Origin of the sequence: Amycolatopsis sp. CA-230715 (assembly GCF_018736145.1) — a bacterium.
In the GTDB taxonomy this organism is placed as follows: Bacteria; Actinomycetota; Actinomycetes; order Mycobacteriales; family Pseudonocardiaceae; genus Amycolatopsis.
The window spans coordinates 8,750,275-8,762,577 of record NZ_CP059997.1; the positions used below are offsets into that span (position 1 = coordinate 8,750,275).

A 12,303-nucleotide genomic window follows, 5' to 3' on the forward strand; every position below is an offset into this window, starting at 1 on the left:
GCAAATTAACCCAGCCGGGTGGCGCAATCGGTCACGCCGAGTAAGGTCCGCTGCGGGAACAAGCCCGGGTGGACACGAGGAGACCATTGCCAACTGTTCGTGCGGAGAAGTTGTACAAAGTGTTCGGGCGCCGCGCGGAGGACGCGGTGCGCAAGCTGGAAGGTGGTGCCACCCGGTCGGAACTGGGCGTACCGGGGGTGACGCCCGCGGTGATCGACGCGTCGTTCGAGGTCGAGCAGGGTGAGATCTTCGTCGTGATGGGGCTTTCCGGCTCCGGCAAGTCGACGCTGATCAGGATGCTCAACGGATTGCTGCCCGCTACCTCGGGACGGGTCTATGTGGACGGTGCCGACATCACCGCGATGTCGGGCCGCGAAATCAGGGAAATGCGGCAGCGGACCATGAGCATGGTCTTCCAGCACTTCGCCCTCTTCCCGCATCGGACGGTGCTGGAGAACGCCGCGTACGGCCTGCAGGTGCGCGGCATGGACCGGCAGGAACGCGAAGCGAAGGCGCGCACCTCGCTCGATCTCGTCGGGCTGAACGGCTGGGAAGACCACCTGCCGGACCAGCTCTCCGGCGGGATGCGCCAGCGCGTCGGGCTGGCGAGGGCACTGGCCGCGGACACCGACGTGCTCCTGATGGACGAGGCGTTCAGCGCGCTGGACCCGTTGATCCGCAAGGAGATGCAGGACCAGCTGCTGTCGCTGCAGGCGAAGCTGGGCAAGACCATCATCTTCATCACGCACGACCTCAACGAGGCGATGCGCCTCGGCGACCGGGTCGCGATGATGCGGGAAGGCCGGATCGTGCAGATCGGCACCGCCGAGGACATCCTCAACGACCCGGCGAACGACTACGTCGCCCAGTTCGTGCAGGACGTCGACCGCACGCGCGTGCTCACCGCCGAATCGGTGATGTCCAATCCGGTCACCACGATCGGTTCCGGCTCCGGGCCGCGGGCGGCGCTGCACACGATGCGCGAGCACCAGTACTCCGCGCTGTTCGTGGTCGAGCGCGACGGCCGTCTCGCCGGTGTGGTGACCGACGAAGCGGTCGCGCAAGCGGCGGCGCGCGGTGAGGACACCGTGCGCGAGCTGATCGGGAACGACATCGAATCGGTTCGTCCCGACACGCCGGTCTACGAACTCTTCGCCCCCGCCGCGGAAAGCCGGCTCCCGCTCGCGGTGGTCGACGACGACGGCAAGCTGCTCGGCGTGATCCCGAGGGCGACCTTGCTCGCCTCACTCGGGCAGACGGTGAAGGCGGCGGAACGCGTGATCGAAGAAGGCGGCGCGCACAGCGCCGGGGAGGTGGCCGCCGATGCGTGAGGCGATTCTGGCGGACGGCTGGCACGTGCCGAACATCCCGCTCGGCGAATGGTTCAACGATCTGGTGCACTGGCTCGACGGGAACATCGGGCCGGTGTTCGACGCGATCGAGACCGCGGTGCAGGGCTCGCTCGACGGCATCACCGGCGTTCTGCAGTGGCCGCCGAGCTACGTCATGCTGATCCTGTTCGCGTTGCTCGGCTGGTGGCTTCGCGGCTGGAAGTTCGCCATCGGCGCGGTGATCGGGTTCGGGCTCGTCGACAGCCTCGGCAAGTTCGACTCGGCGATGCAGACGCTGGCGCAGGTCATCATCGCCGGGATCGTGGCGGTGGTCATCGCGGTACCGGTGGGCATCCTGGCGGCGCGCAACGAGACCGCGAGCAAGATCATCAAGCCGGTCATGGACTTCATGCAGACGCTGCCCGCGTTCGTCTACCTGATCCCGGTGATCTTCTTCTTCACCATCGGCCCGGTGCCGGGGATCGTGGCGACCGTGGTGTTCTCGCTCCCGCCCGGCGTCCGGCTGACCGAGCTGGGCATCCGGCAGGTGGACAAGGAGATGGTGGAAGCGGGCGAGGCGTTCGGCTCCACGCGGGGAAAGATCCTCACGCAGATCCAGATCCCGCTCGCGATGCCGTCGATCATGGCCGGGATCAACCAGATCATCATGCTTTCGCTGTCCATGGTGGTCATCTCCGGCATGGTCGGCGCGCCCGGACTCGGGTCGGAGGTCTACGCGGCGGTGACGAGCGTTCAGGTCGGCGCCGGGTTCGACGCGGGCGTGGCGGTCGTCGTGCTCGCGATCTACCTCGACCGGCTTACCGCGGCGTTCGGCGCCCGCTCGGCCGTCGGACGCGCGAAGCGGCTGGCGAAGAAGTCTTGAGACCTCAGCAAGAAAGGACAGGTGTGTCTAAAGTGAACCGCTTCCGCAAGGCCGTGGCCGTCGGTGCTGCGCTGGTCTCCCTCGCCGCGCTCACCGCGGCGTGCGGCGGCCGTGCGGCCGACAACAACACCGGGCAGGGCAAGAAGGCCGTCAAGATCGCCTACATCAACTGGGACGAGGACGTCGCACTGTCCAATCTGTACAAGACGGTGCTGGAGTCCAAGGGCTACAAGGTGGACCTCCAGTTGCTCGACGCGGGCCCGATCTACGCCGGACTGGCCAAGGGTGACGCCGACCTGTTCCTCGACGCCTGGCTGCCCGCCACGCACGAGAAGTACTGGAAGGAGTTCGGCTCCCAGCTCGAAGACCTCGGCGTGTGGTACGACAACGCGACGCTGAACCTCGCGGTGCCGACCTACGTCAAGGACGTCAACAGCATCGCCGACCTCAAGGCGAAGGCTGCCGACTTCGGCGGCAAGATCACCGGCATCGAAGCGAGCGCGGGTGAGACCGGCATCGTGCAGAACAACGTGATCCCGAAGTACGGCCTCAACGGCACGATGTCGCTGCTGAACTCCTCGACGACCGCGATGCTCGCCGGGCTCGAAGGCGCGATCAAGGACCAGAAGCCGATCGTGGTCACCCTGTGGCACCCGCACTGGGCGTACTCCCGGTACCAGCTCAAGGACCTGCAGGACCCGCAGGGCGCGATGGGCAAGGGCGAGCAGATCCACGCGGTGGGGCGCAAGGGCTTCGGCGCCGACTTCCCCGCGCTGGCGAACATCGCGAAGAACCTCAAGATGACCGACCAGCAGCTCGCCGCGCTCGAGGACGCCGTCCAGAAGGCGCCAAAGGGCCAGGAAGCGAACGCGGCCAAGCAGTGGGCCGACCAGAACAAGGAATGGGTCGACAAGACCTTCACCGGGCTGTGAGTGGCGGCGGTTCACCCTACCGGCGGCTTTCGTCGGCGGTAGGGTGAACCGCATGTTGCTCGCCCACGATCTGCTGCTCCTGCTGCTCGACGACGAGTCCGGCAAGCTGAGTCCGTCGATGTCCGCACCCGACAAGGCGCTCGCCGGCGCGGTGCTGATCGAACTCGCGCTCAACGGGGCCATCGACGTCGGCGGCGAACAGGACACCGTGAAGCCCGGCCGGATCAAGGTCCTCGACGGCAAGGTGCCCGCGCACCCGGTGCTGCGCTCCGCGGCCGAGATCGTGCGGGCGAACGAGGGCCGCAAACCGGATCAGGTGCTCGGCCCGATTTCGCGGGGGCTCCGCGAGGAGCTGGCCGAAGAGCTGGTGCGGGACGGAATACTGCGCAGGCAGGAAAAGCGCGTGCTCGGCCTGTTCCCGGTCGAACGGCTGCCCGCCGCGGACAGCGCGCACGAGGACGCGCTGCGCGCCGATCTGGTCGCCGTGCTGACCGAGGAGCGCCGCCCCGACGAGCGCACCGGCCCGCTGATCTCCCTGCTGTCCGCGATGAACGCGGTGACCAGGGTGCTCGCCGTGCCCGACGCGCGTGCCGCCAAGCGGGTCGCCAAGGAAATCGCGAAGGGCGACTGGGCCGCGGCCGCGGTACGGCGCGCGGTGGAAGCCGTGCAGAGCGCGGCGATCGTCGCGGTCATGGCCGCGACCACGGCCACCGCGGCGGGCAGCAGCTGAGTGCTTCGCGGTGCCGGATAGTGTGGCCGCATGGCTGAGCCGGAATCGTCACCGCCCATCACGACCGCGCCACGGCGGTGGGGTGTCGCCGTCGCCGTCGGCGTGCTGGTACTCGGGATCGACCAGCTAACGAAGCTGTGGGCCGAGTCCGCGCTCGCGGACCGCGCCCCGGTCCCCGTACTCGGCGATTTCCTGCGGTTCCGCCTGCTCTACAACTCGGGCGCCGCGTTCTCCATCGGCGCCGGGTCGACCTGGATCTTCACCGTGCTGGCCGCGGTGGCGGTGGTGGCCGTCGCCTGGTTCGCCGCGAAGGTGGTTTCCCCGGGGTGGGCGGTCGCGCTCGGCCTCCTGCTCGGCGGCGCGGCCACGCACCTGCTCGACCGCCTGTTCCGCGCGCCGGGGTTCGCGCAGGGGCACGTGGTGGACTTCATCGACTACAACGGCTGGTTCGTCGGGAACGTCGCCGATATCGCGCTGACCGCCGGTGCCGTGCTGATCGTGGTGCTGACGATGCGCGGCACCGAACTGGACGGCCGCCGCCGCACCGCCGCGGCGCGCGACGGCGAGGACGGATCGTCCGAAAAGGACAGTCCAGCGAAGTGATGCGGCGGTGCGTTTCCATGCCGTGAAAGTGGCTTTCGGGGAAGTAGATGCCCCGAAGGTCACTTTCGGGGCATCGCCAGGGCGCGCTTCCGTTATTCCGTACGGCCGGTGCGGAGATCGGTGACGGCGATGCGCGCGCATTCCGCGATCGCGGCGTCGACCTTCGGGACCGCGGGGTCGGCGCGCGCGGCGAAGGTGAACACGGCGACGGCGACCGGTGCTTCGCCGTCGAACTGCACGACCGCGGTTTCGTTGCGCACCGCGCCGATCGTGCCGGTCTTCCCCCCGACGACGACGTCGCCGTACGGGAACCCGGCGCGGATGCGGTGGAACCAGGCCTGGTGGTTGAGCACATGCCGGATGAACGCGCACTGCTCCGGTGACGCGGCCGCGTCGGTCCAGATCAGCTCCATGAGCCGGGTCATGTCGCGCGGCGTGGTGGCGCTGGCGTACGACGGGTCGTAGGCGCTGACGGTTTTCGCCGCGTCGTTGTCCGCGAGCACCGCGAAGGCCTCGGCCGCGTCCGAGGCACCGGTGTCGCGGACCAGGTCGTGGTAGGAGTCGTTGGTGCCGCCGACGATCCTGGTGCTCCTCAGCCCGAGCTCGGCGAGTGTCCGGCCGACGGCTTCGAGGCCGACTTCGCCGAGCACCACATCGGCGGCGGCGTTGTCGGACACCGTCATCATCGAGGTGGCCAGGTCGCGCCACGAGAGCGTGACGGGATCGCGGAACACCGAAAGCCCGGTCGGTCCCGGTGTGCACGCGGACGGCACGATCTTGACCGTCCCTTGTGGATCGACGAGCCCGGAGTCGAACTGGCGGCACAGCGCGACGAACAGGGGGAGCTTGTAGACCGACGCGGTGACCACGAGTTCGTCGGCGCCGAGGCAGACCTCGCGCGATCCGGTCGGCGTGATCGACTTCGCGTGCACCCAGCCGTGCGCGCCCGCGTCGGACAGGACGCGGCGGACGCGGTCCTCCACCGCGGTCATGACGGCAACGCCGATTCGATCGCGTCGCGGACGTCGGACGGCGGGCCAGGCGCTCGCCACACGAGCCGTAGCCGCAACGCGAAATCGTCACCGGGCACCGTGACGACCGCGACGCCGGGCGCGTCGAGCCGGGGATCGGTGGTGAGCCCGACGGCCCGTCCCGCGGCGACGGCGGCCACCGTCTCGCGATCGGTGGCGGCCGGCAGGAACTCGGGGTCGAGCCCCTTGGCGTGCACGGTGTCGACGAAGAGGTCGAACGCGGCGGTGCCGTGCGACCGGGGAACGGTCGCGATCGGGAGACCGCGCAGGGAGCGCACGGCGGGGGCCGCCGCGGTCGCGGTGGGATGGTCGTGCGGCACCAGGAACCACCGGGGCACCTTCAGCACGTCGCCGCAGTCGAGCGCGGTGATCAGCGCGGGGTGGTGCACGAGCGCGCAGTCGAGCTGACCGGCGGTGACCGCGTCGACGAGTTCGCTGGTGGGCGCCGTGCTCGCGATGACGACCCGCGAACCGGTGCCGCGGGCGGCCGACACGATCGCGGCGACCTGCCGGTCGCACAGCTGCGGCACCACGCCGATCCGCAGCGCGCCGCGGTTTTCGCGGTGGCGTTCGGCGTCGTCGGAGAACCGCTGCGCGTCTTCCAGCAGCGCACGGGCCCTCGGCAGCAGATCGGTGCCCGCCGGGGTGAGGTGCACGCCGCCGGCGCCCCGGCTGAGCAGCACCACGCCGAGCCGCTGTTCGAGCCGCTGGACGCCCTGCGACACGGGTGGCTGCGTCATGCCGAGCCGGTCGGCCGCACGCCCGAAATGCGCTTCCTCGGCGACGGTCACGAACAGCCGGAGATGTCGAAGCAGGTCCACAGTGGTCATTGAACCGTACGTCGAGTTACGTATCCCGAGAAGCCGCCTCCAGCACGTTGTCCGGCACGTCGTAGCGGCCGAGAATTCCGGACCATGACGAACAAACTCCGGCCGGTCGGCGACGCGCTGCGCCGCACCTGGACCGAGGGCAGGCCGATCGAACGCCTCGCCTACGCGGTGGGCGCGACGTTGCTGCTGAGCGGCATCGCGCACGTCGTCGTGCTGGTGGTGACCGGTGGTTCCTGGGAAGGGCCGCTCTCCCTGCGCAAGGCGGCCACCTTCGGGCTGTCCTTCGGCCTGACGCTGGTGTCGGTGGCCTGGGCGACGTCGTTCGTCAAGGTCGGCGCCAGGGTGCGGACGGTGCTGCTCGGCGTGTTCGCGCTGGCCTGCGTGGTGGAGACCGCGCTGGTCAGCATGCAGGCGTGGCGGGGCGTGCCGTCGCACTTCAACTTCGAAACTTCGTTCGACAGCGCGGTTTCCCTGACGCTGGCCGGCGGTGGCGGGGTCATCATCGTCACCGCGGTGAGCTTCACCGGTGCCGCGCTGCGGGCCGGTACCGCGGCGCCGAGCATGCGCGTCGCGCTCCGGTTCGGGTTCGGGGTGCTGCTCGTCGCGCTGGGGGCCGGTGCCGCCATGATCGCCACCGGTGTGGTGGAGGCGCGCGGGGGAGACCCGCAGCTCGCCTACACCACGGCGGGCGCGCTGAAACCCGTGCACGCGGTCGCGATGCACGCGATCCTCGTCCTGCCGGGATTGGCCTGGCTGCTGCGGTTCACCGACTGGGACGACGTGAGGCGCGTCCGTCTCGTGTGGACCGCCGTCGTCGCGGACGCCGTGCTGACGGCCGTGGTCGGTGTCGAATCGCTGACCGACGTCTCGCCGTTCGCGGCACCCTGGTTCGAAACCCTGCCCTCCGCCATCGCGCTCGCCGTGCTCGTGGCGACCGGCGCGCTGGCCGTCGCCGGGGTGTTCCGGCGCGGCACCACCCGACCCGAACCCGCCACGAAGCTAGGAGTCCAGCCATGACCGACCGCCCCTTCCGCTTCGGTGTCGTCGCGGGCCACGTGCCCGATCTCGCCGCGCTGACCGGGCTCGCCGGGCAGGCGGAGGAACTCGGGTTCGACACGCTGGTCACCCCCGACCCGGTCTCCGGCCACGATCCGTTGACCGTGCTCGCCGCCGTCGCCGCGACGACCGAGCGGCTCCGGTTCGGCACGTTCGTGCTCGCCGAGCCGTTCCGCGACCACCGTCAGCTCGCCTGGCAGGCGCGGACGCTGCACCGGCTCTCCGGCGGCAGGTTCGAACTCGGCCTCGGCACCGGCAGGCCGAACGCCGCCGGGCACGCGGCATCGCTCGGCAGGGACTTCGCGAGCGCGGGAAACCGGTTGGCAGGACTGGCCGAACTGATCGGGGTGATCAAACAGGACACCGACCGGCCACCGCTGCTGCTCGCCGCGTCGGGCCCGAAGATGATCGAGCTGGCCGCGCGGGAGGCGGACGTGGTCACGCTCTCCTGGGGCCCGAAGACCACAAACTCGGAAGCACTGTCCGTTGTGGACAGGTTCAGGGCGGCGGTTGGCGACCGTGCGGGCGAGGTGGAGCTGGCGATGAACCTGATCGCGGTGGGCGACGCGCCCGCACCGCAGGTGGAGCGGTACACCGGGGTGAGCGTCGACGAACTCGCGGCCTCGGGCGCGGTGACCGTGCTGCGGGGCACGCCGTCGGAAGCGGCGCAGCGGATCCGGCGCTGGCGAGCGGAGCTCGGGGTGTCCTACTTCTCCGTCAACGGCGAATTCCTGAACGCGTTCGCGCCGGTGGTCGCCGAACTGCGCGGAACCTGAGCGGAAGCGGTCCCGAATGCTGAACGCGGTTGACGCACACCGAATTCCGGGGCAAGCTGAGTGGAGTTCACCGGAAAGAAAGGCGTAGGCGATGACCATCAGGAGCGGCATACACAACGCTTCCTGTTGTCGTTGTCGCCACGGTGGCTCGCCGTGACCGCGCACTGACGCGTGTCACACCAGGGCCGTCCGACGGAGTAATTTCCGGCAGGGCGGTTTTCTTTTTGGGTGCCGCCGTTCTCCATTTCGCGCATTTCAGCAATTCACGGCCAAGTGCCCGAGTGGCTAGGGACCCGCCTGCAAAGCGGTATACGCCGGTTCGATTCCGGTCTTGGCCTCGGCCGCGCGCCGGATGGGCACGCTCCACAGTGGAGCGTGCCCATCCGGCGCCGTGTGCGCTCAGGCGGCGACCGGCTCGGGCGCGGTCGTGCGCTCCCGGTGCAGCGTGGCCACCAGCGCCGCGCCCGCCGCGAACACCGCGGCGGCGATCACGGCACCCGCGGTCACCCCGCTGGTGAACGCGGCCTTCGCGGCGTCCACCAGCTCCGCCCCGCGCGTACCCGGGAGCGACGTGGCCACGTGAACGGCACCGGCGAGGGTTTCCCGCGCCGCGTCGGCCGCGCCGCCCATCCGGCCCTGGTAGATCCCGGCCGCGACGGCGCCGAGCACCGCCACGCCCAGTGCGCCGCCGAAGAAGTTGGCGGTTTCCGACATCGACGCCGCCGACCCGGCGCGGTCGACCGGGGCCGAGGAGATGACGAGCCCAGTACCGAGTGCGAAGAGCGGCCCGGTGCCCAGCGCGAGGACCGCGATGCCCGCGATCACGAACGGCAGGCCGCGGTCCGCCTGGGTGAGCAGCAGGCCGCCGAGCGCGGAGACGACGAGGCCCGAGGCGATCGCGGTGCCGGGTCGGAGCCATTTCGTGAGCGTGGGGGCGACCATGGTGCCGATCGCGACGGCGACGCCCATCGGGGCGAACACGATCGCGGATTCCGTCGGCGAGAACCCGACGACGCTCTGCAGGTACTGCGTGACGAGGAACCCGACGCCCGCCATCGCGATCCCGGCGAGCACGAGCGTCACCAGCACGGCGGTGAGCGGGCGGTTGCGGAGCAGGCGCAGGTCGATCAGCGGGTCGGCGAGCGCCAGCTGGCGGCGGACGAACACGACCCCGAACGCGACACCGACGACGATCGACAGTGCGGCGAACAGCGTGTCGCCCCCGTCCGCGGCGAGCTGCTTGAGGCCGTAGATCGCGGGGAGCGCGGCGGCGAGTGCCAGCGCGACGCTCGCGATGTCGATCCGGCGCGCGGCGGGGTCGCGGTGCTCCGGCAGCAGGAACGGGCCGACCACGAGCAGCAGCACCATGACCGGCACCGCGATCAGGAACACCGAGCCCCACCAGAAGTGCTGGAGCAGGAACCCGCCGAAGACCGGGCTGAACGCGGCACCGGCGAACTGGCAGGTCGCCCACACCGAGATCGCCTTGCCGCGCTGCCGGTCGTCGCGGAACAGGGTGCTGATCAGCGCGAGCGTCGAGGGCATGAGTGTGGCACCGGCGATCCCCATCAGCACGCGGGCGGCGATCAGCATCTCCGGCGTGACCGCGTAGGCCGCGACGATCGACGTGGCGATGAACGCCGCGCTGCCGGTGAACAGCAGTTTCCGCCTGCCGATCCGGTCGCCGAGCGTGCCCATGGTGATCACGAACCCGGCCATCAGGAAGCCGTAGCTGTCGCTGATCCAGAGCTGTTCGGTACCGCTGGCGCCGAGCTCGGCGCTGAGCTTCGGCAACGCGAGGAACAGGGCGTTCATGTCGAGCGCCACGACCAGCGTGGGCAGTACGAGCACGGCGAGCCCCAGCCAGGCCCGGCGCCCTGCGGTCTTGTCGGTCATCGGATCTCCTCGTTCGGTGGGTCTTCGCGAGGAGGTCGGAGCCCGCCGGGAGTTCTCTACACCGGGCCCGAAGAAGTTTTCCCGAACCAGGTTTCCAGTGCGCTGCGCAGGGTTTCGCGGTCCGAACCGGCCCAGGCCACCACGCCGTCCGGGCGAAGCAGGAGGGCGCCGTCGTCGAGGCCGGTCTTCGCGATCGGCAGCACGTCGACCGGGCCGGTGGCGAGTTCGGCCAGGTCGCGGTTTTCCGGTGGTAGCAGGAGCAGTCCGCGCCCGGTCAGCGTGTGCTCGTGCAGCCGCGAGGCCCGTCCGTCGTCGTCGACGAGTTCCAGGTCGGGGCAGTGGCGCCCGGTCAGCTCGCCCTCGGTGGGGTACGGCAGGTCGTAGCGCAGGTTCACCGCGGAGAGCAGGTCGGAGAAGTACCGGTTCGCTTCGGGGATGTCCATCAGCTCCGCGATGATTTCGCGCAGCGCGTCCACGTGCGGGCCGGGGGCCAGCAACGCGGACTGGGCCCTGGTGTTGCGCAGCACCGACTCGCCCGCGGGGTGCCGTTCGGCGGTGTAGGTGTCGAGCAGCGCTTCCGGCTGTTCACCTTTGACGACCGCGGCGAGCTTCCAGCCGAGGTTCGCCGCGTCCATCAGGCCGAGGTTGAGGCCCTGCCCGCCGTTGGGCGAGTGGATGTGCGCGGCGTCCCCGGCGAGCAGCACCCGGCCGATGCGGTAGGTCGACACCTGGCGCGCGCGGTCGGCGAACACGCGGAAGTCGTGCAGCTCCGTGACGGTCACCTCGGCGCCGGTGACGCGCCGGATGCTCGCCTCCAGGTCGTCGGCGGTGGGCGGTCCGTCGAGGGCGGGGGCCGTGGCGTCCAGCTCGCCGGTGCCGACCATGCCGACGGTCGTGCCGCCGCCGTGTATGAACGTGCCTGTCTCGTACCGGCCGCCCGGCGGGATGTCGCCGTCGAGCCGCGCGCGTCCGCCGATGGTGCGCAGCAGCGCGGGCGTGCCGGGGAAGTCGAACCCGGCGAGCTTGCGCACCGAGCTGCGGCCGCCGTCGCAGCCGACCAGGTAGCGGGCGCGGAACCGGCGTCCGCCAGCCCGTACCACCACTCCGTCCACATCGGACTCGAACCCGGTCACCTCGTGTCCGGTGTGGACGGTGACGCCGAGCCGGGCCGCGTGCGCGGCGAGCAAGCGGGTCAGCTCCGGTTGCCAGATGTAGGTGTACCGCCGTCCGGGATCCGCGGTCAGCGCTGGATCGAGTTTGTGGATGTGGGCGAAGTGCCCCAGTGAGCTTCCGTGATCGCGCTTCAAGTCTTCGAACCCGCGTTCGTGCGCCTCGGCGAGCAGCTCGCCGAGACCGCGCCGGGTGAGCATTTCGCCGGCGAGCACGCCGAGACCGCGTGCCCTCAACTCCTCGGTGGGGGAGTCGAGCCGTTCCAGTACGAGCGTGCGCGCCCCGGCCAGCGCCAGCTCCGCGGCGAGGAACAACCCGACCGGCCCACCCCCGGCCACGATGACGTCTGCGTCCATTCCCTCTCCTTAACTAGTTAAGCGCCAGGATGCACTTAACGCGTTAAGGTGTCAATCGCGGAACGGAGGACCCATGTCGATCGAGGTGGCCGACGCGGTGCGCGTGGCGTTGCGGCTCTTGGAGTCCGACGGGCTCGACAAGCTCACCGTGCGCAAGCTCGCTTCGGAACTCGGGGTGAAGGCCCCCGCGCTGTACTGGCACTTCGCCGGCAAACGGGCGCTGCTCGACCACATGACGGACGTGATCGTCGCCCCGGTGACCGCCGCGCTGCCCCCGCCGGGTGAGGTGCCGTGGGCGCGCTGGGTCGAGGATGCGGCGTCCTCGTTGCACGCCGAGCTGCTCGAACACCGGGACGGCGCGCGGGTGGCGTTGGGCGCGGATCTCCGCGTCGCTCGGTCACTGGGCGAACTGACCGAGCGCGCGGTGGGGGTGCTGCACGCCGACGCGGGTTTCTCGTTCGCCTACGCCACCCGCGTGTCCGGGGTGCTGGTGCATTTCGTACTCGGCAGGGCGGTGGAGTCGCAGACGCGTCCCGACCCGGCCGTCGAGCGGACTCTGGTTTCGCAGGACGATTTCCCGTTCCCGCTGATGGCACGCGGGATGCGGGAGCGGCACGCGGCCGGATCGACCCCGGCCGACGACTTCGGCTACGCGCTCGAAATCCTGCTCACCGGGTTGCGCGCGATCCACGAGGATGGCGAGCGCTGA

12 protein-coding genes and 1 tRNA gene are annotated in these 12,303 nt (G+C 70.2%); 9 read left to right on the top strand and 4 right to left on the bottom strand.

Going from position 1 to position 12,303, the window contains the following annotated elements; translation table 11 throughout:
* The first annotated feature begins 146 nt into the window (after window positions 1–146).
* From HUW46_RS40860 to HUW46_RS40880, 5 genes are read left to right on the top strand one after another with little or no spacing between them, the layout of a single operon-like run.
* Window positions 147–1,331, top strand: coding sequence for a quaternary amine ABC transporter ATP-binding protein (locus tag HUW46_RS40860; protein WP_305859217.1), 1,185 nt, complete (start codon window positions 147–149; stop codon window positions 1,329–1,331).
* A complete protein-coding gene (locus HUW46_RS40865; RefSeq protein ID WP_215544014.1) occupies window positions 1,324–2,214 on the top strand; it encodes an ABC transporter permease in 891 nt (296 codons plus the stop codon). Before HUW46_RS40860 ends, HUW46_RS40865 begins: the two co-directional genes overlap by 8 nt.
* Window positions 2,215–2,237: 23 nt before the next feature.
* A complete protein-coding gene (locus tag HUW46_RS40870; protein ID WP_215544015.1) occupies window positions 2,238–3,146 on the top strand; it encodes a glycine betaine ABC transporter substrate-binding protein in 909 nt (302 codons plus the stop codon).
* Between the two features lie 52 nt (window positions 3,147–3,198).
* A complete protein-coding gene (locus HUW46_RS40875; RefSeq protein ID WP_215544016.1) occupies window positions 3,199–3,876 on the top strand; it encodes a GOLPH3/VPS74 family protein in 678 nt (225 codons plus the stop codon).
* A 30-nt stretch (window positions 3,877–3,906) separates the two neighbouring features.
* Entirely contained in the window at window positions 3,907–4,479 is a 573-nt protein-coding gene (locus HUW46_RS40880) for a signal peptidase II (protein ID WP_215544017.1), read from the top strand.
* 92 nt (window positions 4,480–4,571) lie between these two features.
* Here HUW46_RS40880 and HUW46_RS40885 read toward each other — a convergent pair whose 3' ends face one another.
* Together HUW46_RS40885 and HUW46_RS40890 are read right to left on the bottom strand one after the other, a co-directional pair.
* Window positions 4,572–5,471, bottom strand: coding sequence for a serine hydrolase (locus tag HUW46_RS40885; protein ID WP_215544018.1), 900 nt, complete (start codon window positions 5,469–5,471; stop codon window positions 4,572–4,574).
* Window positions 5,468–6,340: a LysR family transcriptional regulator gene (locus HUW46_RS40890; protein ID WP_215544019.1), complete on the bottom strand. Its 873-nt coding sequence runs from the start codon at window positions 6,338–6,340 to the stop codon at window positions 5,468–5,470. Before HUW46_RS40890 ends, HUW46_RS40885 begins: the two co-directional genes overlap by 4 nt.
* 84 nt (window positions 6,341–6,424) lie before the next feature.
* Here HUW46_RS40890 and HUW46_RS40895 point away from each other — a divergent pair, with 84 nt between their 5' ends.
* The 3 genes from HUW46_RS40895 to HUW46_RS40905 all read left to right on the top strand — a co-directional run bounded on the left by HUW46_RS40895 (window position 6,425) and on the right by HUW46_RS40905 (window position 8,510).
* Window positions 6,425–7,357: a hypothetical protein gene (locus tag HUW46_RS40895; RefSeq protein WP_215544020.1), complete on the top strand. Its 933-nt coding sequence runs from the start codon at window positions 6,425–6,427 to the stop codon at window positions 7,355–7,357.
* Window positions 7,354–8,172 carry an LLM class flavin-dependent oxidoreductase gene (locus HUW46_RS40900; protein WP_215544021.1) on the top strand — a complete coding sequence of 273 codons (819 nt, stop codon included), beginning with the start codon at window positions 7,354–7,356 and terminating at the stop codon, window positions 8,170–8,172. Before HUW46_RS40895 ends, HUW46_RS40900 begins: the two co-directional genes overlap by 4 nt.
* Before the next feature lie 267 nt (window positions 8,173–8,439).
* Window positions 8,440–8,510 (top strand) — tRNA-Cys (locus tag HUW46_RS40905).
* Window positions 8,511–8,571: 61 nt separating this feature from the next.
* On the opposite strand, the gene HUW46_RS40910 is transcribed toward HUW46_RS40905, so the two are convergent.
* Both HUW46_RS40910 and HUW46_RS40915 read right to left on the bottom strand, forming a co-directional pair.
* A complete protein-coding gene (locus HUW46_RS40910; RefSeq protein WP_215544022.1) occupies window positions 8,572–10,068 on the bottom strand; it encodes an MFS transporter in 1,497 nt (498 codons plus the stop codon).
* Window positions 10,069–10,124: 56 nt separating this feature from the next.
* A complete protein-coding gene (locus tag HUW46_RS40915; RefSeq protein WP_215544023.1) occupies window positions 10,125–11,594 on the bottom strand; it encodes an FAD-dependent monooxygenase in 1,470 nt (489 codons plus the stop codon).
* Between the two features lie 73 nt (window positions 11,595–11,667).
* Here HUW46_RS40915 and HUW46_RS40920 point away from each other — a divergent pair, with 73 nt between their 5' ends.
* Window positions 11,668–12,303 carry a TetR family transcriptional regulator gene (locus HUW46_RS40920; RefSeq protein ID WP_215544024.1) on the top strand — a complete coding sequence of 212 codons (636 nt, stop codon included), beginning with the start codon at window positions 11,668–11,670 and terminating at the stop codon, window positions 12,301–12,303.